A 20,427-nucleotide genomic window follows, 5' to 3' on the forward strand; every position below is an offset into this window, starting at 1 on the left:
AAAACTGGACTAGACATAATGATTAGATTCCTGGTTCTCGCCCCACGCGATCAAGCGGACTTGCTATGACCCAGTGGCACCGTTCCAGCCTGACACGTAGGGCGACGGCCATGGGGACCCGGCCGAGCCGGTCGACGAGGACGCCAGTGATCAGCGAGGGCAGGTACATGAAGCCGATATGGATGCCGATCACAACTCCGACTTCGGTCAGGCCGTGACCGTGCGACTGCATGTGGACCGGGGTCATGGTCATGATGGCGACCATCGCAATCTGGGTGAGGACCATGACGGTGGTGCCGACGGCGACACCGCGGTTGTTCCCCGGCGGTTCCGGGGTGGACGGCGAATCGGTGGCCGGGGCAGTCTCCGCCCGGTCCTGGGCACTGATCGCGGTAGCCAGTAGGAGCGGGTCGGGCCGCATCCAGAAATACAGCACCAGGCCCGCGAAGGCGTAGGCGACTGAGGCGAGCAGGAACGGTCCGGCCAGGGCCGGAATGCCCAAGGCTGTGGCGAATGCGCCCATCGGGGTGACCAGGTTCGGTCCGGCAACGGCGCCGAGTGTTGTGGACACCATGGCCAGGCTGACTGCGGTGGCGCGCCGCTGGGGTGGCGCGAGGTCGGTTCCGGCGTACCGTGCCTGCAGGTTGGTGGCCGTTCCGGCACCGTAGACGAGAAGGGCAATGAATAACAGGGCCACGCTGTCCGTTACCGCTGCCAGGACGACGCCGGCTGCTCCGATGCCGCCGGCGATGAATCCCGAGGCCAGGCCGGCACGGCGGCCCCGGAATTGGGAAATCCGTCCGACCAGGAAGGCCGCCCCGGCTGAGCCGAGCGTGAATAGTGCCGCCGGGATGCCTGCCAGCCCTGCGGTGCCGAGCATCTGCTGGGCCAGAAGGGCGCCGACGGTGACGCCGGCGGCGAGACCGGCCCCTCCGAAAATCTGGGAAATGATGACGACGGCGAGGGTGCGCCGATAGAGCGCATGGCGGCGCTCCAAGGAAAAGGAGTAGAACTGGACCAGTTTTTCTGGGATCTGCTGCACAGCCGGGGCCTATGCGGTGGCGGTCAGGTCGACGTCGCCGCTGGCGCGCCATTCAAGGACGCCTTCATCCATGGCGTACGCGTCGATGCCCTGCCCGCGCATCAGACGTGCCGCATCACGGGCGAGCAGGCAGAATTCGCCCCGGCAATAGACGATGACCCTCCGATCCCGCGGAACTTCCCCGATCCGGGAGGCCAGCTCGTCCAGGGGAATCGATGCCGCTCCCGGGTAGTGGCCTGCCTGGTATTCGTGCGCGGGGCGGACATCAAGCATGTATGCCTCGCGGATTTCCTCGATGGTGCGGATCAGCGGCACGGAGTCATCGCGGCCGCTGCCGGAGTCCTTCTCACCGTCGATGGTGGAGAGGCCGGGGAGGACCCGGGCCGCCATGTTCTTCATCGCCACGAACAATCCGGCGACCTCCGGACCAGCCAGCCGGTAGTGGATCCTGGTGCCATCCCTGCGCGTCCGCACCAGGCCGGCACCCTTCAGTACTTGCAGGTGGGCAGAAACGGTCGTCACCCCCATGCCGGACAAGCGGGACAGGCTGTCAACGGACTGCTCAGCCTGCGCCAACAGCTCGAGGAGTTCGAGCCGGTTTCCGCTGCTGATGGCCTTTCCAATGCGCGCCACGTGCGCGTAGGCGTCCCGGTTCACTTTCGACCTCCAGTATTCCAATGAATATTGGAATACTATCAGGGCTTGTTCGCTGCGACGCGGGGTCATGGCGCGTGATCTTCAGGGTGTTAGGCCCTGCAGATGCTCCTGGCAGCCCACCGCGCGCAGGCCCGGCGGCCGGACGTCCCCGCCCAGCACCTGGGCCATAATTTGCTCCACCCGGCGCGCCCGCGTCGACGGGGTTCGGGCGTCCTCAAGGAAGCGCGTCAACTCCCGCCGCTGCGAAACGGGCAGCTGCCCCCAGTTGCCTGCCGCTCCCACGGCCGCGTCCAGGGCTGCCGATAAATCTCCGGGTGGGATGACCTCGTTGGTGTTGAGCGCTTGAACGTCCAATGTGACCGTTTCCCCGATGCGCACGCCCGTTGCCGTCCTCAGGCCGCCGGAAAGATACAGGAAGTGCCGTCCGGACCTGAGACCGGCATCACGGTGGCGTTGAACTCCGTACCCCTGAGCGTGCCGGTCACCCTGATCCGGCCATGCTCCGCAAGCGGCAGCAGCTCAGCCACAGCTGTCGTCGGGACGTCCACGAAGGGATTGGGACCCCGCAGCTGAACAGTGGCGGTGAAGTGAACCATACGGTCATTATCGACCCGGCCGGTCGGCCCGAAAAGAAACCCGGAGGGAACGCGAAAAACCCGCCCACCTGTCTGCAATCCGGAGAAGTTGCAGGCAAGCGGGCGGGTTGAACGCGGTCTACTCCTTGCCGAGCCCGGCAGCCGAGGTCTTCGCCCCGGTGACCTCGTTGAGGGCCGTCAGGTCGAAGATGCCATTGATGTCTGCCTGCTTGGTGGTGCCGGCCTCCACGCCGTCCTTGAGCAGCTTGGGGTAGGTTCCGGCGAGCGGATCGACCGTGAAGACGATGTTCTTCAGGGACCGCTCGATCACGTCGGCCTTCAGTTCGGCACCGGCCGCTTCCTTGAGGGCAGCGTTGATGACGCTGGCCTTCTCGGCTGCAGCCGCGCTGTTCAGCCAGTCAACGGACTTAGCGTGGCCCTTAAGGAGCGCCTTTACGGTGTCCGGGTGCTCGGCGGCGAACTTCTTGTTCACAACCAGGATGGTGGAGGGGAACTCGCCGGCCTTGCCGGAGAGTGAGCCGTCCCAGAGGTCCTTTTCGTCAACCAGGACCTTGGCCCCGGCGGTCAGCACCAGGCGGGAGGCCCAGGGCTGAGGCAGCCACGCGCCGTCGAGCTTTCCGTCCTGGAACAGTTTCAGCGTCTGGGCGTTTTCGGTGGGGTTGATGGCCACGTCGCCGCTGCCGTCAACCGTTCACGCAACGACGTGCAGGCTCAACAGAACGTAGCGCGGCGTCAAAAAACGTCGCCGGGCGACTCCAACAGGCCGGCCCCAGGGAGGAGGCTTCACGGCCCGGGAAGCCCCCTGCCCCACGTAGACTGGCAGGATGCGGCTGGTAGCAAGTGATATTGACGGAACGATTCTTGGGCACGACGGAAAGATCAGCGACCGCACCGTCCGGGCCTTCCACGCCTGCCGGGACGCCGGCATCGAGCTCGTTTTTGTCACCGGCCGCCCGCCGCGCTGGCTCCACCCGCTGGAGGAACAGCTGGGCCACACCGGCACGGTCATCTGCTCCAACGGCGCCGTGGTGTGGGACCTCGAAGCGGACCGGCTGGTTTCCGCCCGGACGCTGGGCATGGACGCGGTGCTGGAACTGCGGCGGATCATCAAGGAACTGCGCCCGGCCGCTCTCTTCGCCGCGGAAACACTGACCGGATTCCATCTTGAGCCCGGTTTCATCGAGAACGGCACCAGCGAGCTGCTGGCCGAATTTACCCCCGCCCCGCTGGCCGAAACGCTCACCCCGGACGACGCCGTCGTGAAATTCCTGGCGATTGTCAGGGATGGCACCGCGGACGACTTCCTGGCCGCGGTGCGGCCCGCCGTCGCCCACCTGGCGGCCGCCACGCACTCCGCGCCCACCGTGGCGATGCTGGAACTGTCGCTCCCCGGCGTCAACAAGGCCGTCACCCTGGCCGAATACGCCAACTCCCTGTCCATTGACGCGGCCGACGTCGTGGCGTTCGGGGACATGCCCAACGACGTCGAGATGCTGCGCTGGGCAGGCCACGGGTACGCCATGGCCAGCGGCCATCCGGACGCCATCAGCGCCGCCGGGCAGCAGGCACCCCACTTTGACGACGACGGCGTGGCCCAGGTTCTCGAGGCCAGGCTCGCGGCGCTGGGCGTAGAGCTGTCCTGATCCCGGCTCTGTAGCCGGAAATTCACAGCTTCCGCTCACCTTCCGTTCACGTTTGCCGCCTACCGTGGGCAACGGATACACATCCGCGGCTAAAGGGGAAGTCATGGCAAGGAACGGCAACCAACGCGCGGCCGAAGCGCCGCTGCGCCCGGCAGAGCCGGCTGCGCACTGGAAGGCACTGAAAGAGGGCGACCGCGTGCGCGTCCGCCGCGCCCCGGGATACGAAACCAGCGGGTTCGTGGACGCCATCACGTGGGACCACACCGCTGTGTGGGTGGATCTGGACGACGGCCACGGCCGCACGCTGCTGCACTGCAGTGACGGCGTGGAGATTGTGCCGCTGGACGCATAGCCCAGCGGCTCCGGTACGCTCACAAGCGTGACTGAGCCGTTTTTTGATGCTTCCGGCGGTGCTGCCCGTCCTTCGCATCCCATCGCCATGGCCCACCGTGGATTCTCGCGGGAGGGGCTGGAGAACTCGATGGCCGCATTCCGGGCCGCCGCCGAACTTGGCTATGAGTACCTCGAGACGGATGTGCACACCACCTCCGACGGCGTGCTGCTGCTCTTCCACGACGACACCCTGGACCGGGTCACTGACGGCCGTGGCCGGATTTCCGAGCTGACCGCCGCCGAGGTTTCCACCGCGCGGATCGGCGGGCGCGAGCCCGTGCCGCTCTTCGATGACCTCCTGGTGGCCTTCCCGGCCGCCCGGCTGAACCTGGACGTCAAAGACTGGAACTCCGTGCAAAGCCTGGCCGCCGGCATCGAACGGCACGGCGCGCATGACCGGGTCCTGGTGGCCAGTTTTTCGGACCGCCGACGCCGGGCGGTGCTGGAGCTGCTGAGCCGCCCGGTGGCGTCGTCCGCCGGGATGGTGACGAACGCGCTGTTCGTCCTGCTGGGGCCGGTGCTTCCGGCCGCGTGGCTGCGATTTGTCCTGCGGGGTCCGTTGCGGGATGTCCAGGCGCTGCAGGTTCCGGTCCGGTACGGGGCGATCCGCGTGGTGACGCCTGCCTATGTGCGGAGGTCGCACGCCCTGGGCCTGGTGGTCCATGTGTGGACCATCAACCACCCCGCCGAGATGCACCGGTTGCTTGACCTGGGCGTGGACGGGATCGTGACGGACCGCGCGGATCTGCTGAAGCAGGTCTTGCAGGAGCGAGGCGAGTGGCCCGGCGGCTGACTTGCGTTAGTCGGAGCCGCCGGGACCGTGGGTGCCGTGATCGGCTGCTGCGGCGAGGCGGTGGAGCCCGTCGGGGTCAAGCGGCGTATTCCATGCCGCCCAATCCTTCGGCTGCACCGAGGGCCGGCCCAGCAGGTAGCCCTGGCCGGCGCTGAAGCCCAACTCTGTGAGGACCATCAGTTCCTCGGTGGTTTCAACACCTTCGGCCACCAGAATACTGCCGATCTGCTCCGCGAAGTCCACCAGGCAAGCGGCCAGGGCGTGCTGGGACGTATCCGTGTCCACGCCGCTGATCACGTTCCTGCCCAGCTTGATGAAGTCGGGCCGCAGATGGAGCATCCGGCTGAGGGCGCCCGCGCCGGGGTGTGAGTCATCGATTGCAATGCGCAGCCCGCGTTCCCGGAGCGGCGTAATTGCGGAAACGAAATGCGAGTATTCCTCGTCCGAAATTCCGTCCGTCAATTCGAGCACAATGCGGTCTATTGGCAGCTCGATGTGGTCGAACAATTCGGGCAGCCGGGGATCCAGGCATGCCGTGGGGGAGATGTTCAGGGCGACATAGACTTGCGGGGGGAGTTTTGCGGCTGCGGCGGCTGCGGATGCGAGTGCCGAGAATTCCAGGTTGGCTCCCAATCCAACGGCGGCCGCCTCGGCGAACCAGAGTTCCGCGCTGGCGCCGTCGTCGCTGACAAAGCGCGACAACGCCTCTACGCCCACTACGGCCTTGGACTCGAGGCCGTAGATGGGCTGGAACGCGGTCATCAACATCTGGTTTTCCAGCAGCGCGCTGATCCGCGACAGGCTGCGCAAGGAATCCAGCTGCTCGGCCACCTGTGGCGGCATGGCGCTGGGAGGCTGCGGGAAGCGCGCGGTGTCGGGCGTGTTCGCGTCTGTGGTGTCCTGTTGCCGGCGTTCCAGAAGATATTCCAGCAGGGCCCGTTCCGGCATGCCGGGGTTTTCCCCCAAGCGGTTGCTAAGGCGCTGACGTATTGCCGCCCCGGCAGGATCGGAATCCGCCAAAACCGCCGCTATAACTCCCCAAGCTTGTACCCGAACCGTCATTAGCAACGCCCCCAGTTGACGAAGTAATGGCTCCTTGGCCCCTTTATTTTCAAATTTCCAGATGCCTTCGGAATTCGCTACTTCTGATTAATGCCGATCTTCCTGGCCTCGAAGAATCGGATACCGCAACTTGATCGTATATCGGGATGATCCAAAGCGCAGCCCTTAATCGATCAACCTCTATTACTTTCGGAAGAAGTTTCGGCCAACAGCGCAGGAATCCGTTCGGGCGGAACGGGCTTGCTGAAGAAATAGCCCTGTGCGCTGAGGCACCCGAGGTTCCGGAGGTGCTCGGCCTGTTCCGCCGTTTCCACGCCTTCCCACACGGCTTCGAGCCCGCAGGCGCGCACTAACTGCAGGACTGCAGCCACCAGTGCCGGCTGGCTGGGGTCTGTACCCAGGCCCTCGATCAGGGACCGGTCCACTTTGACCCGGTCCACGGGGAGCCGGCGCAGGTAGCTGATGGAGGAGTATCCGGTACCGAAGTCGTCGATCTCGATCCCGACCCCCAGCCCGCGCAGCCCGCCCAGGGAATACCGGTCCAGTTCGTTGCCCCTGACGATGGCCGCTTCGGTCAGCTCCAGGACAACCTGCTCGGGACGGACGCCTGTCTCCTTGAGCACGGCGCGGACGTCCTCGATGAACTGCAGGCTCTGCAGATCCGTTGCAGAGATGTTGATCCGGACGGAAAACCGGCTGTCCACCACGTCGGCATCAATCCAGGTGCGTAGCTGGCCTACAGCGGTGCTGAGCACCCACAGGCCCAGTTCGGAGATCAGGCCGGCATCTTCTGCCAGCGGGATAAACTCGTCCGGCATGATGCGGCCGCGGGTGGGGTGGTCCCAGCGGATCAGGGCTTCCACCCCTTCAATGCGGCCGGTGCCCAGTTCAACCACAGGCTGGTAGTGCAGCACCAGACCGTTGCCCTTGATGGCGGCCCGGAGATCCTCCAGGAGTTGGCTGCGGAGCCTGCGGATGAGCAGGAGCCCGGGTTCGAAGACGTGGAGCCGGTTCTGGCCCTCGGCTTTGGAGGCGTACATGGCCACATCGGCCTCCATCAGCAGGTCCTCGGCCCTCCGCCCGGCCGCCCCGACGCTGAGTCCTACGCTCGCCCCGCAGCGGACGGTCCGGTCAGGCAGGTCAATGGGTTCCTTGATGGCGGCCAGGATGCGCTGGCCTACGACGGTGGCCTGGTCGGCGCCCGTGGCCGGCATAACGATGGCGAACTCGTCCCCGCCCAGCCGGGCAACCACGTCGCTGGTCCGGACGGCGCTGCGGATGCGTTGCGCCACGGTGATCAGGACCTGATCGCCGGCAGTGTGGCCGAGGGTGTCGTTGATGGATTTGAAGGCGTCAAGGTCAAGGAGGAGGATGACGGGCTGGCTGAGGGGATCGCCGTCGTGGTCCTGGGCGGACTTCAGTGCGGACAGAAGCGCCGAGCGGTTGGCGAGGCCGGTTAGGGGATCCTGCATGGCCATCATCTGCATTTCGCGGTGGGCTTCGTGCAGCAGCTGTGTGCGGACCTCAACACGCTGCTCAAGCTCTTCGTAGATGATCTGCAGGTCCTCGGCCAGGAGGTTGGTGCCCATGATGATGGCGTCGAGCTCGTCCCGGGCCGGCGATACTTCTATGCGCGACTGGAGGTCTCCGGAGGCGAGCCGGACGATGCCATCGAGCAGCTGGGAGAGCCTGGGGTCATCGTCAGCGAACATCTGGTGCCTCCTTTCCGGGTTCAGGTTCCGTGGGACGCGTGGGCTCCAAGGCGGAGGTTCACGGTGACAGTGGTGCCAACGCCCAGCTCCGAGGTTACGTCAATGCGGCCGCCGTGGCGTTGGACGATGTCCTGCGTGATGGCGAGCCCAAGTCCGGTGCCCGGAACCGCCCCGGACATCGCGTTCGAGGCGCGGTAGAAGCGGGTGAAGATGTGGGCTATCTCGTCGCTGGAGATCCCTATCCCGCTGTCCGAGACGCTGACCGTCGCCCAGCGGGTGCCGTCTGCATCTGCCCGCGTCAGGCTGACGACGTCGATCTGTCCGCCGCCGGGGGTGAACTTGATGGCGTTGGAGACCAGATTCGTGAAAACCTGCTGGAGCTGAACCTCATCGGCAAGGATTTCCTGATCCTCCGAGGCGCGGGCCATCACAATGGCGACGTTCTGCACTGTCGCGAGCGGCCTGAGCGCGGCGGTGACGATCTCCAGAGTCCGAGCCAGCCGGACAGGGGTCAGGTGCAGCGGGCTTTGTTCATGCCCGTTGCGGGAAACGCTCAGCATGTCTTCGATCAGCAACCGCAGCCGTTCCGTGTTCCTGACCACGATGTCCAGCATCTGGTGGACCTCGCTGGACACGGGATCGGACGTATTCTCCTGGATCATGTCCAGGTACGCCATGATCGATGTCAGCGGCGTGCGGAGCTCATGGTTGACGGTGGCCAGGAAGTCGGTTTTGGCTTTGTCCAGCTGCTGGAGCTGCTTGACCACCTGCTGCTGGCTGGTGATCAGGTGGCTTTGGATCAGGCCGTGGGCGGTATTGCCTGCCACGTGCTGGATCAGTGCCAGCTCGGCCCGCGACCATTCCCTGGGCGAGTTAAGCAGGGCGATCCAAATAATTCCCAGGGACGAGCTGCCGTCCCCCATTGGGACGGCCACGGATGCGGCGGCGCGCAGCTTCGCGAGTTCGGCCGGCAGCTGGACGTCGCCGGTGCCCAGCTGTGCGAACTCTCCGTCCGCCGTCAGGGCCTCAGCCCGCGACCACAGTGCGTCAGCCGTCCTGCGCGCCGGGTCTTCGTCCGTGAACAATCCTTCGGGCAGCGGAGCAAGGCCGGGCCGCTGCCACTGGGCGGTGATGGGTGGCACCCTGTCGTCGTCGAATGTGGTCAGCCAGACGCGGTCCGCGCCGAACGTCTCGCCGAACCCCCTGACCACAAAGTCGGCGATCTGTTGCGGATGGTTGGTTCCGCGGACCGCCGCGGATACCTGCCGCAGCCTTTCGCGGAGCGTCTCCGCTTCCTGCCGCGCTTCGTTCCGGCGGGAGACCAGGTTGATCAGGGCTGTGGCGCGGTGGACGAGTTCCTTGGCAGCAGGCGGCTTGGCGATGGAGTCCCGTACGCCGGCATGCTCCACTGACTTGACCTCTGCCGGACTGTCGAGATCCACGAGGACCAGCACAGGGGCGGTCGCGTCGACGTCGGAGAGTGAACTGTCCAGGATCAGGACGGAGGGCTCGCGCTGGTCCAGAAGCGCCGACAGGCTGGCGGCGTCGCCGGCAGTTTTGACCGTGAAGCCCGCCGCTTCCAGTGCCGCCGTGGTGAATTCCCGGCGCCCGGCGTCGGGGTCCGCAACGACAGCCAGGTATGGCACGGTTGCGAAATGTGGTGTGACCGCTGGCAAACCTGCCCCCTTCGCTCCTGAGTGAGCACCTGCTTGCTCCTGACTGAGTACATTGTAGGGTGACGGAGCATACCTGTTCCTATAAGAATGCGCGGAGGGTAATCGTGACGAGTCAGCCTGCAGAAGCGGCCAAGACGGACCTGACGCTGGATGAACGGGGTGTTATCCAGCTGAAGTGGCCGCGGGGTGTGTCCATTACGGAACCCGACGCTGAGGCGGCCATGCAGAAGGTCAATGACCTGTGCGGCGCCCGCCGACACCCCATGCTGGTGGATATGGCCACCACGGCCAAGGTCAGCCGGGGAGCCCGTACGGTTTTTGGCCGCCCCTGCCAGGCCTCCCGCGTTGCGCTGCTGGGGGCGTCGCCCGTTGACAAAGTACTGGCCAACTTCATCCTGGGTATCAACAAACTGCCCTGCCCCACCCGGTTCTTTACGTCCCGCGACGATGCCATGGCCTGGCTGCTGAAGGAGCCAGCGGCCACCGCCTGAACGGACCCGCCCGGCCAAACTGCTGCGGCGTGTTCGGCGTCTTATATTTGTACGATGCCATCCCCAGCGAAACCGGTGCTCGCCGCCTTGCGGAAGTACTTGATCCTGCCCAAACTGATCAGGCTGTCCTGGTCGGCTCCCAAAAACAGGACCGCGGCCTGGGACATGTATTGGGCCGGAATCGCCCGGACAGGCGCCCGCAGTGACGTGCTGTGGGACTCCGGCACGGACCAGGAGCTGCTGGGCTACCGGGACATCCTGCAGCGGCACTTCGATCCCAACCTTCCGGTGGTGGATGTGGGGTGCGGGCACGGCGCCTTCAGCCGCGCGCTGACTGCTTTTTCACCGCAGGTGCTGGGCGTTGACGTGTCTGCGCACGCGGTGGCCCGTGCCCGGGACGAATCGGCGGGCGTTGAGGGTGTCAGCTACCTGGCCCGTGACATGACCGAGCTGGGGGCTGTCTCCGGGCTGGTGGGATCCACGGATGCCAACGTCTTTGTCCGTGGCGTGCTGCACGTTCTGACCGAGGCCGATCAGGCCGCGCTGATGGAAAATCTGAGGCAGCTCGTGGGCGCCCGCGGCACAGTCTTTCTGGCGGAGACGAACTTCCCGGGCAACCCGGTGGAGTACGTCGCGCATCTGGGTGCGTCGCTGCGGAGCATCCCGGCCCCGCTGGAGCTCGCGATCCGGACACTGCCCATGCCGGCCCATTTCGGACCGCAGGAGCTCGCCCGTGTGATGCCCAAGGACCGGTGGACGCTGGTGGAGGACGGGGCCGCGACCATCGAGACCAACCCGCTGATGGACGCCGCTGGGAACAGCCGCGTACCGGGCTACTTTGCGGTGCTCAAGGCCAAAGATCCCGACGCCCGCCGGTAGGGGCGTCCCGCGCTGTCCGCATGCCGGATTGGGCAAGCGCTTTCCCGGACATGGCTGGCATGATGGACGGCATGCGCATTCTCATCGCTCCGGACAAGTTCAAGGGCTCGCTCACCGCCGCGGAGGCCGCCGCCGCCATCGCCGAAGGTGCGCTGCGCGTCTACCCGGACGCCGTCGCCAACCAGTTTCCAATCGCCGACGGCGGTGAAGGAACCCTGGAGGCTGCCGTCTCGGCCGGCTACGAGGAGCGGCTCAACGCCGTCGTGGGTCCCATCCTCGCCCCCGTGGGCGCCGCCTGGGCCATCCGGAAGAACGCCGACGGCGGTGCTACCGCCGTCATCGAGACGGCGCAGGCCTCCGGCCTGGCCGAGATGGAGCCCACCCCCGCCAACGCCCTGCGGGCCCACAGCTACGGCTGCGGACAGCTGATCGCCGCGGCCCTCGACGCCGGAGCCACCGAGATTGTGCTGGGTCTGGGCGGATCGGCCATGACCGACGGCGGCAGCGGTGCCCTGCGTGCGCTGGGCCTCAAGCCGCTGGACGCCGCCGGCAACGTTGTGCCGCTGGGCGGCGGATCACTCGCCGACGTTACAGCCCTGGACGCCACCGGACTGGATCCCCGGCTGTCCGCCGCCTCGTTCAGGATCGCCGTGGACGTCCAGAACCCGCTCTATGGCGCCACAGGCGCGGCCCACGTCTTCGGGGCCCAGAAGGGCGCCGACGACGAGGCAATGGAACAGCTCGACGCCGGTCTCCGCAACTGGGCGTCTGTACTCCGGGAGGCGACTGGCCGGGACGTCAACATCCCGGGAGCCGGGGCGGCGGGCGGCTTCCCGGCGTCGTTCCTTGCCTTCACCAACGCCCGGCTGGAAGGCGGGTTCGCGCTCGTCGCCGGGCTCACCGGCCTCGCGGGCCAACTGGACAACGCCGACCTGGTGATCACCGGCGAGGGTTCCATGGACTCGCAGTCGCTGACCGGCAAGGCCCCCATCGCGCTCGCCGACGCCGCCCGGGAACGCGGGATTCCGGTGATCGTGGTGGCGGGGCGGATCATGGTGACGCCCGAGGACCTCGCGGCGCACGGCGTGGTAGCCGCCGCGCAGCTGCTGGATGTCGCGGCCAGCCCGGAAGACGCCGTCGCCAACGCGGCAAAACACCTGGCCTGGGCTACCAGCCAGGTTCTGGAAGGCGCCTGAAGCCAGCCCCCGGCGGCGCTGGGCTTACTGCTTGGGCTGCGGCTGACTAGGCGCGCGCCGCTCAGGCCCCGGTCTCATAATGCGGCTCGGCCACCGGCTTGGACTCCGGTGAGCCCTTTTCGCGGAGGTAGACGGAGGCGCCCACCAGGACCGCCACGGCGAGGAATTCGCTTTGCCAGTTCTGGAAGGATTCGAACCAGAACCTGCTGGTGGCCAGATACTCCAGGATCGTCACTTGGGACTCGCCGTGGCTGAGCTGTTCCTCGTTGTATGCGGACGTGCCGCCGAAGGCGTGCAGTGTGAACGAGGCGATGAACAGTGCCAGGAGGAGCAAGGACAGGGAGTGTTCATACAGCTTCAGCACCAGGCCGCCGCGCTTCACCGGCCACGGCGTGGCCTCGCTGATGGTGGCATCGCGCGGATCCTGGTCCTGCGGCGCAGCCTTGCCCACAGGCTTGGATTCGGAGGACCCTTCTGGAAAAGGAACACGGTCAGGATCACGTACATGGCCATCTGCAGGAACTCGGATTCCCAGTTTTCAAACGTGGGCTCCACAAAATTTCCCGTAGACAGGTAGTCCAGAACCGTGACTCCCGGCTGCCCGTGGGCCGCCTGGTCCTCGCCGTAGGCGGCAGCTCCGGAGAGGATCATGCCAACAAAAAACGCCAGGAAAAGTCCGGCGTTGGCGAGCAAAAGCCCGTGTTCCTTGGCCCACGTGCGCATGTGCACTTTTTCGAATGGATCCCCAGCAGCTTGCTGGCTTATTGACCTGGCTACTGTTCGGCTGCGCGTTTATTGAGCCGCAGCGGGACATAAGCCAGCAGCACCAGAAGGACTGCCAGCAGGATTCCGCCGGCGGTCAGGCCGGCGGCTCGGCCGGCCGTCACGTCGAAGACAAGGGCAGCTGTCCCGACACTGAGCATCCCCACGCCGGCCAAGGCAATTTTGGTAATGGTGTCTGCGCTGGAGACCAGGGTTTCCTTGAGCCTTTGGCGGAAGAGCCGGCGGTGGACGCTGACGGGAAGCAGGATAAAGGCGGTGGTCAGCGTCGCGATCACAACGTTGACGAGGTAAAGGGCCACCTGGAAATCGTCCAGGTCCTCGAACCGCTGCTGGAACGGCAACGTCAGGAGAAAACCGGCCAGGATCTGAACCCCGGTCTGCAGCACCCGGAGTTCCTGCAGCAACTCAGCCCAGTTCCGGTCAAGCTGCTCCTCGCGGGTTTCATTCCGGCCGGTGCTGCCGGTGAAGTCCTCCACATCCGACATGTTTCTCCTTGCTCCGGGGCTGGGCGTGTGCTCCAAAACTAGGCTGAAGCTGCGCCAAGGGCAACGTTTGATAAGTTTACTGATTATTTCCTCCGGGCGCTGGACTTTGCTCCTCCGGGCGGGATAGTTTCAAAGAGCCGGTGCCGGCCGGAGCCCTTCGAAAACCGATTCAATGAAGAGGTGGACTATGAGCGATACGCAGAACCGGACAGGCCCGCCCACAGACCCCCGGGACGGCTATTACTCCGGGCCCTTCCCGAAGCAGGAACAGAAGCAGCCGGGACTCACCGCGCCGATGGATCCGAAGCCGGACCACGGCGAACTCAGCTACGAGGGGCGCGGTGCGCTGCAGGGTAAGGCCGCGCTCATCACCGGCGGCGATTCCGGGATCGGCAAGGCGGCGGCCATCGCGTTCGCCCGCGAGGGGGCCGACGTCGCAATTTCCTACCTTCCGGAAGAAGAGGAAGATGCCCAGGACACCGCCGCCTGGATCCGCAAAGCGGGCCAGCGCGCGCTGCTGCTGGCCGGAGACGGTCGGGAGGAGGACTTCAGCACCCGGATCGTCGCTGATGCTGTGGCTGAATTCGGCGGTCTGGACGTGGTGGTGCTCAACGCCGCCTACCAGAAGAACCGCGAGAGCTTCGAGTCACTCCCCACCGAGGAATTCGACCGCGTGTTCAAGACCAATCTCTATTCCTTGATCTGGACGGCCCGGGCCGCAGTTCCGCACCTGAAAGCCGGCTCCTCGATCGTTACTACGGCCTCCATCCAGGCCCTTAATCCTTCGCCGGGGCTGATCGACTACGCCATGACCAAGGCAGCGCAGGTTGCCTTCACCAAGGCGTTGGCCCAGGAACTGGGACCAAAGGGAATCCGCGTAAACGCGGTGGCCCCCGGCCCCATCTGGACTCCGCTGATCCCCGCCACGGAATGGCCGGACAAGCTGCCCACTTTCGGGCAGGACACGCCGTTGCAGCGGGCGGGTCAGCCGGCGGAGCTGGCCGCGGCGTATGTGCTGCTGGCGTCCGACCAGGGATCCTACATCTCCGGAGCAGTGCTGCCGGTGACCGGCGGCAAGGGCCTGTAACGAAGTTTGCACGTCAGATTCACATCCACCAGGAGGAACCATGAGTCAGGACAACCAGCGCACAGAACCGCACGTGGAAGTGGGCGGCTACGGCACGCCGACGGCGGAACAGGAGGTGGGCGGCGCGGAGACTAAGCAGTTCGCCCAGCCCCGTGAGGAAGAGGACTTTGATGCCGCCGGCCTGAACCAGAACAGCCCCGACGGCGAAACGTTCGCCACGGGCACGCCCAATCTCAGCCACTTCGATGAGGAAGACAAGGACAGTGCCGGCGAGCCGGGTGCCGGCCGTTTCGGTGGCACCGATGACCAGCACCACGCCGAAAGTGACACCAATGATCCCGGGTTCGAGCCGGGCGAACCGCCCATCCCGCGCGACGCCGTCGTGCCCTCCGCCGAGGCGGAGATCAACGACGCCAACGCCGATTCGCAGGGTTCTGAACCCTTCTCGTCGGAATCCGGACAGGATGCTGCCGGCCTGCCGGACGGCAGCGGAACCGACCGCGCCAAGGACGAATCACCGAACGACGACGGCGACGAAAGTTTCGACGCCGGGTAAGCACTGTTCTGTGCCCGGACTGCGGTTTTTATGTGGGTGGTCCACGCCCTGGGGGGCCTTCACCGGACGTATCCTAGAAGCAGGTTTTGCAGTGGGCCACGCGTTTCGAACCTAGGCGTGGAACATGGCCGCGGAGACACCGGGGGAGCCGGGCTGGGAATCGCTTCCCGACCCCCAGGATGTGGTGTTCGACAGCACGGATGTTGAAGACTTCCTTGCTGCGGTTACCCGCGAGTTCATGCGCGACATCGATGGCGATTCCCGCGGGATCAGCTGGGCTGCCACCTTCTTCCGCCGCGGATCGGCCCGAACCGCCGCCGCCGGCACCCCCGCGGCCCGCGCCGCAGACGAAGAACAGTGCTCGTTTGCAGACGGACCCGTGCTTGAGGCCGTGCGCACGGGGGATTTTGTGCACCTGGCCGACGTCGCCCGCGACCGGCGATGGCCGGGCTATGCCAGTGCTGCCGCGGACCACGGCGTCAGGTCGCTGCTGTCAATGCCGATTGCGGCCGCCGCCGGTTGGAGCGCCGCACTGAGCCTCTACGCGTCCACTCCCCACGCCTTCACCAGCGAGGACATCATCAGGACGCGCCGGTATGCGCGGCAGGTTGCCCGGTCGCTGTGGATGGTGGTGCGGGTGGCGGAGCGGGCCGAAGCCGGCGCGCAACTTGCGGTAGCCCAAAGCTCCATGGTGATTATGGACCTGGCAGTAAGCGCCCTCAAATCCGATTACGGACTCGGCCATGAGGCGGCCCTGCAGTACCTCCGGACCGTCGCGCGGCATACCCGCCAGGGGCTTCGTGAGACCGCCTTGAATATTGTGGCTGCCTCGCGCCTGGACCCGGCCGGACGTGGCCGGGAAAACGCCCCTTTCCGGGGACTCGCTGGACTTGAAACCCCCTCCCTCAGCGAGGGACCCTACAAAACAGGGAGCACGGCATGAACGTCTGGAAACAGGACATTGCAGCCAAGAACACCGCTGTGGAACCGGCGCCCCACCCGTGGCACCGCCTCGTGGCACTGGGCGATTCCTTTACCGAGGGGATCGGGGATCCCGAGCCGCGCAGCGAGGGCGGTTTCCGCGGCTGGGCGGACCGTGTGGCCGAGGAGCTCAGTGCGAACCAGCCTGATTTCGCCTACGCCAACCTTGCCGTCCGGGGCCTGCTGGTACAGCAGATCCTCGACCACCAGCTTGCCGCGGCGGTCGCCCTGAAACCTGACCTGGTCACGCTCTCCGCCGGCGGTAACGACATTGTTTTCCGGCGCAGCGATCCTGACCGGCTCGCAGAAAAAATCGACGACGGTGTGGCACAACTGGCAAGGTCCGGCGCCACCGTGGTCCTCTTTGCCGGGCCGGACTGGGGTGCGACGCCGGTCTTCAGCCAGATCCGCGGCAAAGTGGCCATCTTCAATGAGAACCTCCACGCGGTGGCGGCCCGCCATGACGCGGTCATGGTTGACCTGTGGTTCCTGCGCGAACTGTCGAACCCGGGCATGTGGGATCCGGACCGGCTGCACTTCTCACCGCTGGGGCACCACACCATCGCCGCGGCCGTGCTGAAGGCCCTGGGTGTCCCGCACACGCTGGAGCCCCTGGCGCCCAAGCCGCCGCTGCCCCGCAGCTGGAAGGAGGCCAGGACCGAGGACCTCATCTGGGCACGGGAATACCTGGTTCCGTGGGTGATCCGGCAACTGAAGCACCCGCCAGAAGCGGAGCTGTCCGCCAAGCGTCCCGAGCCGCGGCCGGTCTTCGGCATCGGAACCCCGCCCGGACCATTCATCGGCGGCGGTCGCGCGGCCTGACGCAGGAGCCTGACCCGGGGCCCGAAAAGGTCAGCGTTTCTTCGGCGCGCGTTTCGCTGCTGCGTTGACGGCGGCCCTCACGGCAGGAGGCAGGCCCGCCTGCTCCGTTTCCGGTTCAGCCACCGAGCCGCGGGCCTTCGCGATGGCTTTCATGCCGTGGTAAATCACCAGGGCGGCGGCTGAGCCGAGGGCGATGCCCGTGAACGTCAGTTCCCCTATGGTCCACGTGTAGTCGGCAATACCGATGATCAGCGCGACGGCGGCGGTGGTCAGGTTCACCGGGTTGGAGAAGTTCACCTTGTTCTGTGCCCAGATCTTGACGCCCAGGATTCCGATCATGCCGTAGAGCATGGTGGCCGCTCCGCCCAGCACGCCCGGCGGGACCGTGGCAATGAGTTCGCCGAATTTCGGCGAGAAGCTCAGCACAATGGCGAAGACGCCGGCAACCCAGTACGCCGCCGTCGAATACACCTTGGTAGCCGCCATAACGCCGATGTTCTCCGCGTACGTGGTGGTGCCGGAGCCGCCGCCGATGCCGGCGAGGACCGTGGCGGCACCGTCGGCCATCAGCGCGCGGCCGGAGACGCCGTCGAGGTTTTGGCCGGTCATGGCCGCCACGGACTTCACGTGCCCGATGTTTTCGGCCACGAGGACCAGTACCACGGGGACAAAGAGGCCAAGCACGCCCACGTGGAACTCGGGGGTCTGGAAGTGCGGGAGGCCGATCCAGGCGGCGGCTTCCATTTTTTCGTAGCTCACTTCGCCGCGCAGCATGGCGACGAGGTAGCCCACCACCACGCCCACGAGGATGCTGAGCCGGCCGACGATTCCGCGGAAAAGAACGCCGACCAGGATGATGGTGGCCAGCGTAATGACGGCGGTGACGGGGGCGGCGTCGAAGTTCATTTTCGCCGCGGGTGCAAGGTTCAGGCCGATCAGTGCCACGATGGCGCCGGTGACGATGGGCGGCATCAGCCGGTTGATCCAGCCCGCGCCGAACTTCTGCACGATCGCGCCGATCAGGGCCAGTGCGACGCCGCCGAGCACCACTCCGCCCAGCGCGCCGGGCACGCCGAACTGCTGTTGGGACGCCATGATGGGCGCGATGAACGCGAAGCTGGAGCCGAGGTAGCTGGGCACCCGCCCCTTGGTGATGACCAGGAACAGCAGCGTGCCGATGCCGGAGAAGAAGAGGGTGGTGGCCGGTGGCATCCCGGTGATGATGGGCACCAGGAAGGTGGCTCCGAACATGGCTACGACGTGCTGCATGCCCACGCCGATGGTCAGAGGCCAGGCCAGCCGCTCATCCGGAGCAACCACGTGGCCGGGCTTAATCGATTTGCCGGTGCCGTGGAGCTTCCATTTCATTCCGAGCATGCTCATGGTCGGGGCCTTTCAAGGGGGTTGCCGCTGGGGCTGGGATCTTCCGGTGCAACAATATCGCGCGGCCCGGTCCGGGTTCAGCAAGTGCTGTCGAGTGCCTTCCGCGCGATCCTCAATACTTCCCAGGCCAGCTCATTGCTGGGCGCGTACGGGGTGAGGTTTAGCGGTCCAGGTGGATACGCCAGATTAATGGTCAACTGGCGCCTGGCGTCCGGGGTTGTCAGGGCCATCGTTCCGTATCCTGCCGTGTCGCCCGCGTGGCCGTAGTAGAAGCCGCCCTCGCAGGCGTCGCCCCACCGGTCGAGGCCCAGCCCGTAGCCCTCGGGCGCCAGCAGCATCTCCTTGACGGTGTCGGGCTTCAGGAGCCGCCCGTCCATGAGCGCAGCGTAGAACGTGTTCACGTCGCCGACAGTCGAGACGAGGCCGGCCGCGGTGTTGCCGATGAGCCCGGCCAGGTACGCAGTGTCCAGCCGAACGCCGTCGACAGTGATGTAGCCATGGACCATGTTTGCGGGTGCCGGACCGGGGCCGGTCATATGCGTGCCGGTCAGCCTGAGGGGGTCGATAATGTCTGACCGGAAGATCTGGGCGATGGGCTGGCCGCGCAGGCGCTGCACGATGAGGCCAAGGGTAATGTAGTTCGCGTTGGCGTACAGCATGCGGTCGCCGGGCGTCAGCACCCAGGGCACGATGGCTGTCAGGGCAAGAATTTCTTCAGCCGTGATGGGCTGCGTCAGCGCCTGCTGCAGCGTGCGCGACGTCAGTTGCGGGTCGTGATAGTTGGGCATTCCGCTGGTGTGCCGCAGGAGATGCTCCACCGTGACAGGGCCTGGCGGCTTCATCAGGGTGTCGAATTCGGGGAGGTGTCGTCCCACCGGGTCCTGGATCTGGATGATGCCTTCCTCGACGAGCTTGAGGACCGAAACGGCGACCATGGACTTGGTGACACTGGCGACGTGGACCGGGTCGGTGACCTCAGCCGGCGTCGACGTTTCGAGGCTGCGGGCCCCGCGAGCCGACGAAAATGTCTCGCCGTCGATCCGCGCCTCGATCAGGACTGCCGGGGCTCCGAGGTCCAGCATCCTTTTGCTGAATTCCGCCAGGATGGTCCGGTACGTCACGGACGCTCGGGTGACCTGCACAGGCGCCGGCGGTGCCGCTGTGCAGCCCGTCAGCACGACTGCCACGATGGCGGCCAGAACGGCGGAGAACCGGATCCGTGATGGGCGATTCCGAGGCTCCGACATGTTTTCACGTCCCTGCTGGGGTCGGGCGGCGCAGGGAGCACGATCAGGCAGGCTGCGCCTTTACCGCCTATGTTCCTCAGGCTTTCTGGAGGGGTCAAGCAGAAATCCCGCCTCCGCTGTGGTGAACGTCACCTGCGTATTGGGAAGAGGTCCGGCCTGCTTGAAGTTACAACTATGGAAAGCAGACCGCCGGCCCATCATTTGCGATGAGCGGCCCAGCGAAAGGTACGCCATGACTATTGCCCACGAAGAAGCGGTTATCGATTCGGCCGCCGTCGACGCCATTTTTGCCGAGGCCCGCACGGCCAACTCCTTTACCGGTGAGGTGACCGAGGACCAGGCCCGCGCCATCTATGAGCTCACGAAGTTCGGCCCCACGGCTTTCAACTCCCAGCCCCTCCGCGTGACCTACGTCCGCTCGGACGAGGCCCGCGCCACGCTGGTCGACACCCTGGCCAACGGCAACAAGGCCAAGACCGCCTCCGCGCCGCTGGTTGCCATCCTCAGCTACGACACCGCCTGGGCCGAGCAATGGGACAACTTCCTCCCCGAATACAACGCTCCGAAGGCCATATACGACGCCGCCCCGGACCTGGCTGCGTCCACCGGCAACAACAACGCCCACCTGCAGGCCGGCTACTTCATCCTGGCCGTCCGGTCCCTCGGCCTCGCAGCCGGCCCGATGACCGGAGCCGACTTCGGTGCCATCGACGCCGCGTTCTTCCCGGCCGGCGACCAGAAGAGCTTCCTGGTGGTCAACATCGGCCAGGCCGGCGCAGACGCCTGGGGCGCAGCGAAGCCCAAGTTCAGCTACGAGGACGTTGTCCGCACCGTCTAACGCTCGCTCACTAGTCCGAAAATGGAGGGGACGTGACCGCGGTCGGTGCGCACTGGTGCACCCCGTCGTGGTCTGGCGGGTGTTGGTGTTGGTATGAAGACGGGT

General features: G+C 65.9%; 21 protein-coding genes and 2 pseudogenes. 11 read left to right on the forward strand and 12 right to left on the reverse strand.

Annotation, left to right across the window (positions count from 1 at the left end; translation table 11 throughout):
- Nucleotides 1-22 precede the first annotated feature (22 nt).
- From ACX80X_RS20125 to ACX80X_RS20145, 5 genes and pseudogenes are all read right to left on the reverse strand, one after another.
- Entirely contained in the window at nt 23-1,042 is a 1,020-nt protein-coding gene (locus tag ACX80X_RS20125; protein WP_459313150.1) for an MFS transporter, read from the reverse strand.
- Between the two features lie 9 nt (nt 1,043-1,051).
- Entirely contained in the window at nt 1,052-1,699 is a 648-nt protein-coding gene (locus ACX80X_RS20130) for a metalloregulator ArsR/SmtB family transcription factor (protein ID WP_459313152.1), read from the reverse strand.
- Between the two features lie 81 nt (nt 1,700-1,780).
- Nucleotides 1,781-2,077, reverse strand: coding sequence for a YdeI/OmpD-associated family protein (locus tag ACX80X_RS20135; RefSeq protein ID WP_252601959.1), 297 nt, complete (start codon nt 2,075-2,077; stop codon nt 1,781-1,783).
- 14 nt (nt 2,078-2,091) lie between these two features.
- Nucleotides 2,092-2,295, reverse strand: coding sequence for a DUF1905 domain-containing protein (locus tag ACX80X_RS20140; protein ID WP_252610887.1), 204 nt, complete (start codon nt 2,293-2,295; stop codon nt 2,092-2,094).
- Between the two features lie 118 nt (nt 2,296-2,413).
- A pseudogene (locus ACX80X_RS20145) lies at nt 2,414-2,983 on the reverse strand (ABC transporter substrate-binding protein); the annotation flags it as partial.
- A gap of 136 nt (nt 2,984-3,119) precedes the next feature.
- Here ACX80X_RS20145 and ACX80X_RS20150 point away from each other — a divergent pair.
- The 3 genes from ACX80X_RS20150 (at nt 3,120) to ACX80X_RS20160 (ending at nt 5,124) form a co-directional block, all read left to right on the forward strand.
- Nucleotides 3,120-3,938, forward strand: coding sequence for an HAD family hydrolase (locus ACX80X_RS20150; RefSeq protein ID WP_252601965.1), 819 nt, complete (start codon nt 3,120-3,122; stop codon nt 3,936-3,938).
- 103 nt (nt 3,939-4,041) lie between these two features.
- Nucleotides 4,042-4,290, forward strand: a complete 249-nt coding sequence (locus tag ACX80X_RS20155; protein ID WP_252610889.1) for a hypothetical protein — start codon at nt 4,042-4,044, stop codon at nt 4,288-4,290.
- A 27-nt stretch (nt 4,291-4,317) separates the two neighbouring features.
- Nucleotides 4,318-5,124: a glycerophosphodiester phosphodiesterase gene (locus tag ACX80X_RS20160; protein ID WP_374209961.1), complete on the forward strand. Its 807-nt coding sequence runs from the start codon at nt 4,318-4,320 to the stop codon at nt 5,122-5,124.
- Nucleotides 5,125-5,130: 6 nt separating this feature from the next.
- On the opposite strand, the gene ACX80X_RS20165 is transcribed toward ACX80X_RS20160, so the two are convergent.
- The 3 genes from ACX80X_RS20165 to ACX80X_RS20175 all read right to left on the reverse strand — a co-directional run bounded on the left by ACX80X_RS20165 (nt 5,131) and on the right by ACX80X_RS20175 (nt 9,544).
- Nucleotides 5,131-6,072 (reverse strand): EAL domain-containing protein, encoded by a 942-nt coding sequence (locus ACX80X_RS20165; protein WP_459313154.1) that lies wholly within the window; start codon nt 6,070-6,072, stop codon nt 5,131-5,133.
- 287 nt (nt 6,073-6,359) lie between these two features.
- Nucleotides 6,360-7,898 carry a putative bifunctional diguanylate cyclase/phosphodiesterase gene (locus ACX80X_RS20170; protein WP_252601971.1) on the reverse strand — a complete coding sequence of 513 codons (1,539 nt, stop codon included), beginning with the start codon at nt 7,896-7,898 and terminating at the stop codon, nt 6,360-6,362.
- Between the two features lie 20 nt (nt 7,899-7,918).
- Nucleotides 7,919-9,544, reverse strand: a complete 1,626-nt coding sequence (locus ACX80X_RS20175) for a sensor histidine kinase (protein ID WP_459313156.1) — start codon at nt 9,542-9,544, stop codon at nt 7,919-7,921.
- Nucleotides 9,545-9,678: 134 nt separating this feature from the next.
- Here ACX80X_RS20175 and ACX80X_RS20180 point away from each other — a divergent pair, with 134 nt between their 5' ends.
- From ACX80X_RS20180 to ACX80X_RS20190, 3 genes are all read left to right on the forward strand, one after another.
- Nucleotides 9,679-10,065: a DUF7793 family protein gene (locus ACX80X_RS20180; RefSeq protein WP_252601975.1), complete on the forward strand. Its 387-nt coding sequence runs from the start codon at nt 9,679-9,681 to the stop codon at nt 10,063-10,065.
- A 54-nt stretch (nt 10,066-10,119) separates the two neighbouring features.
- Complete coding sequence (locus tag ACX80X_RS20185) at nt 10,120-10,944, forward strand: class I SAM-dependent methyltransferase (protein ID WP_252601977.1); 825 nt, start codon at nt 10,120-10,122, stop codon at nt 10,942-10,944.
- A 71-nt stretch (nt 10,945-11,015) separates the two neighbouring features.
- On the forward strand, nt 11,016-12,140 hold the full coding sequence (locus ACX80X_RS20190) for a glycerate kinase (protein WP_252601979.1): 1,125 nt from the start codon (nt 11,016-11,018) through the stop codon (nt 12,138-12,140).
- Between the two features lie 61 nt (nt 12,141-12,201).
- Here ACX80X_RS20190 and ACX80X_RS20195 read toward each other — a convergent pair.
- Nucleotides 12,202-12,863, reverse strand: a pseudogene (locus tag ACX80X_RS20195) (DUF6766 family protein).
- Between the two features lie 50 nt (nt 12,864-12,913).
- Complete coding sequence (locus tag ACX80X_RS20200; protein ID WP_252601982.1) at nt 12,914-13,408, reverse strand: DUF6328 family protein; 495 nt, start codon at nt 13,406-13,408, stop codon at nt 12,914-12,916.
- Nucleotides 13,409-13,595: 187 nt separating this feature from the next.
- Here ACX80X_RS20200 and ACX80X_RS20205 point away from each other — a divergent pair, with 187 nt between their 5' ends.
- The 4 genes from ACX80X_RS20205 (at nt 13,596) to ACX80X_RS20220 (ending at nt 16,854) form a co-directional block, all read left to right on the forward strand.
- On the forward strand, nt 13,596-14,495 hold the full coding sequence (locus tag ACX80X_RS20205; RefSeq protein ID WP_252610892.1) for an SDR family oxidoreductase: 900 nt from the start codon (nt 13,596-13,598) through the stop codon (nt 14,493-14,495).
- A gap of 40 nt (nt 14,496-14,535) precedes the next feature.
- The gene (locus tag ACX80X_RS20210; protein WP_252601988.1) at nt 14,536-15,051 is read left to right on the forward strand and encodes a hypothetical protein; all 516 of its coding nucleotides are present in this window, start codon (nt 14,536-14,538) and stop codon (nt 15,049-15,051) included.
- A 124-nt stretch (nt 15,052-15,175) separates the two neighbouring features.
- Nucleotides 15,176-15,994: a GAF domain-containing protein gene (locus ACX80X_RS20215; RefSeq protein WP_252610893.1), complete on the forward strand. Its 819-nt coding sequence runs from the start codon at nt 15,176-15,178 to the stop codon at nt 15,992-15,994.
- Nucleotides 15,991-16,854 (forward strand): SGNH/GDSL hydrolase family protein, encoded by an 864-nt coding sequence (locus ACX80X_RS20220; RefSeq protein WP_252601993.1) that lies wholly within the window; start codon nt 15,991-15,993, stop codon nt 16,852-16,854. The genes ACX80X_RS20215 and ACX80X_RS20220 overlap by 4 nt, the downstream gene beginning before the upstream one ends.
- 30 nt (nt 16,855-16,884) lie before the next feature.
- Here the strand turns inward: ACX80X_RS20220 and ACX80X_RS20225 are convergent, their stop codons facing one another.
- Nucleotides 16,885-18,237 carry a uracil-xanthine permease family protein gene (locus ACX80X_RS20225; RefSeq protein WP_459313159.1) on the reverse strand — a complete coding sequence of 451 codons (1,353 nt, stop codon included), beginning with the start codon at nt 18,235-18,237 and terminating at the stop codon, nt 16,885-16,887.
- A gap of 77 nt (nt 18,238-18,314) precedes the next feature.
- On the reverse strand, nt 18,315-19,484 hold the full coding sequence (locus ACX80X_RS20230) for a serine hydrolase domain-containing protein (RefSeq protein WP_252610895.1): 1,170 nt from the start codon (nt 19,482-19,484) through the stop codon (nt 18,315-18,317).
- 232 nt (nt 19,485-19,716) lie between these two features.
- On the opposite strand from ACX80X_RS20230, the gene ACX80X_RS20235 reads away from it, so the two are divergent.
- Nucleotides 19,717-20,322, forward strand: a complete 606-nt coding sequence (locus ACX80X_RS20235; protein WP_459313162.1) for a malonic semialdehyde reductase — start codon at nt 19,717-19,719, stop codon at nt 20,320-20,322.
- Nucleotides 20,323-20,427: the final 105 nt, after the last annotated feature.

It is taken from the genome of Pseudarthrobacter sp. MDT3-1 (assembly GCF_054510755.1).

Excerpts from the sequence above, each read along its gene's own strand:
- ACX80X_RS20225 (WP_459313159.1), bottom strand. The coding sequence starts at position 18,237 with ATGAGCATGCTCGGAATGAAATGGAAGCTCCACGGCACCGGCAAATCG.
- ACX80X_RS20220 (WP_252601993.1), top strand. The coding sequence starts at position 15,991 with ATGAACGTCTGGAAACAGGACATTGCAGCCAAGAACACCGCTGTGGAA.
- ACX80X_RS20155 (WP_252610889.1), top strand. The coding sequence starts at position 4,042 with ATGGCAAGGAACGGCAACCAACGCGCGGCCGAAGCGCCGCTGCGCCCG.
- ACX80X_RS20215 (WP_252610893.1), top strand. The coding sequence starts at position 15,176 with ATGGCCGCGGAGACACCGGGGGAGCCGGGCTGGGAATCGCTTCCCGAC.
- ACX80X_RS20210 (WP_252601988.1), top strand. The coding sequence starts at position 14,536 with ATGAGTCAGGACAACCAGCGCACAGAACCGCACGTGGAAGTGGGCGGC.
- ACX80X_RS20230 (WP_252610895.1), bottom strand. The coding sequence starts at position 19,484 with ATGTCGGAGCCTCGGAATCGCCCATCACGGATCCGGTTCTCCGCCGTT.
- ACX80X_RS20170 (WP_252601971.1), bottom strand. The coding sequence starts at position 7,898 with ATGTTCGCTGACGATGACCCCAGGCTCTCCCAGCTGCTCGATGGCATC.
- ACX80X_RS20185 (WP_252601977.1), top strand. The coding sequence starts at position 10,120 with ATGCCATCCCCAGCGAAACCGGTGCTCGCCGCCTTGCGGAAGTACTTG.
- ACX80X_RS20235 (WP_459313162.1), top strand. The coding sequence starts at position 19,717 with ATGACTATTGCCCACGAAGAAGCGGTTATCGATTCGGCCGCCGTCGAC.
- ACX80X_RS20165 (WP_459313154.1), bottom strand. The coding sequence starts at position 6,072 with ATGCCGGAACGGGCCCTGCTGGAATATCTTCTGGAACGCCGGCAACAG.
- ACX80X_RS20200 (WP_252601982.1), bottom strand. The coding sequence starts at position 13,408 with ATGTCGGATGTGGAGGACTTCACCGGCAGCACCGGCCGGAATGAAACC.
- ACX80X_RS20190 (WP_252601979.1), top strand. The coding sequence starts at position 11,016 with ATGCGCATTCTCATCGCTCCGGACAAGTTCAAGGGCTCGCTCACCGCC.
- ACX80X_RS20205 (WP_252610892.1), top strand. The coding sequence starts at position 13,596 with ATGAGCGATACGCAGAACCGGACAGGCCCGCCCACAGACCCCCGGGAC.
- ACX80X_RS20140 (WP_252610887.1), bottom strand. The coding sequence starts at position 2,295 with ATGGTTCACTTCACCGCCACTGTTCAGCTGCGGGGTCCCAATCCCTTC.
- ACX80X_RS20150 (WP_252601965.1), top strand. The coding sequence starts at position 3,120 with ATGCGGCTGGTAGCAAGTGATATTGACGGAACGATTCTTGGGCACGAC.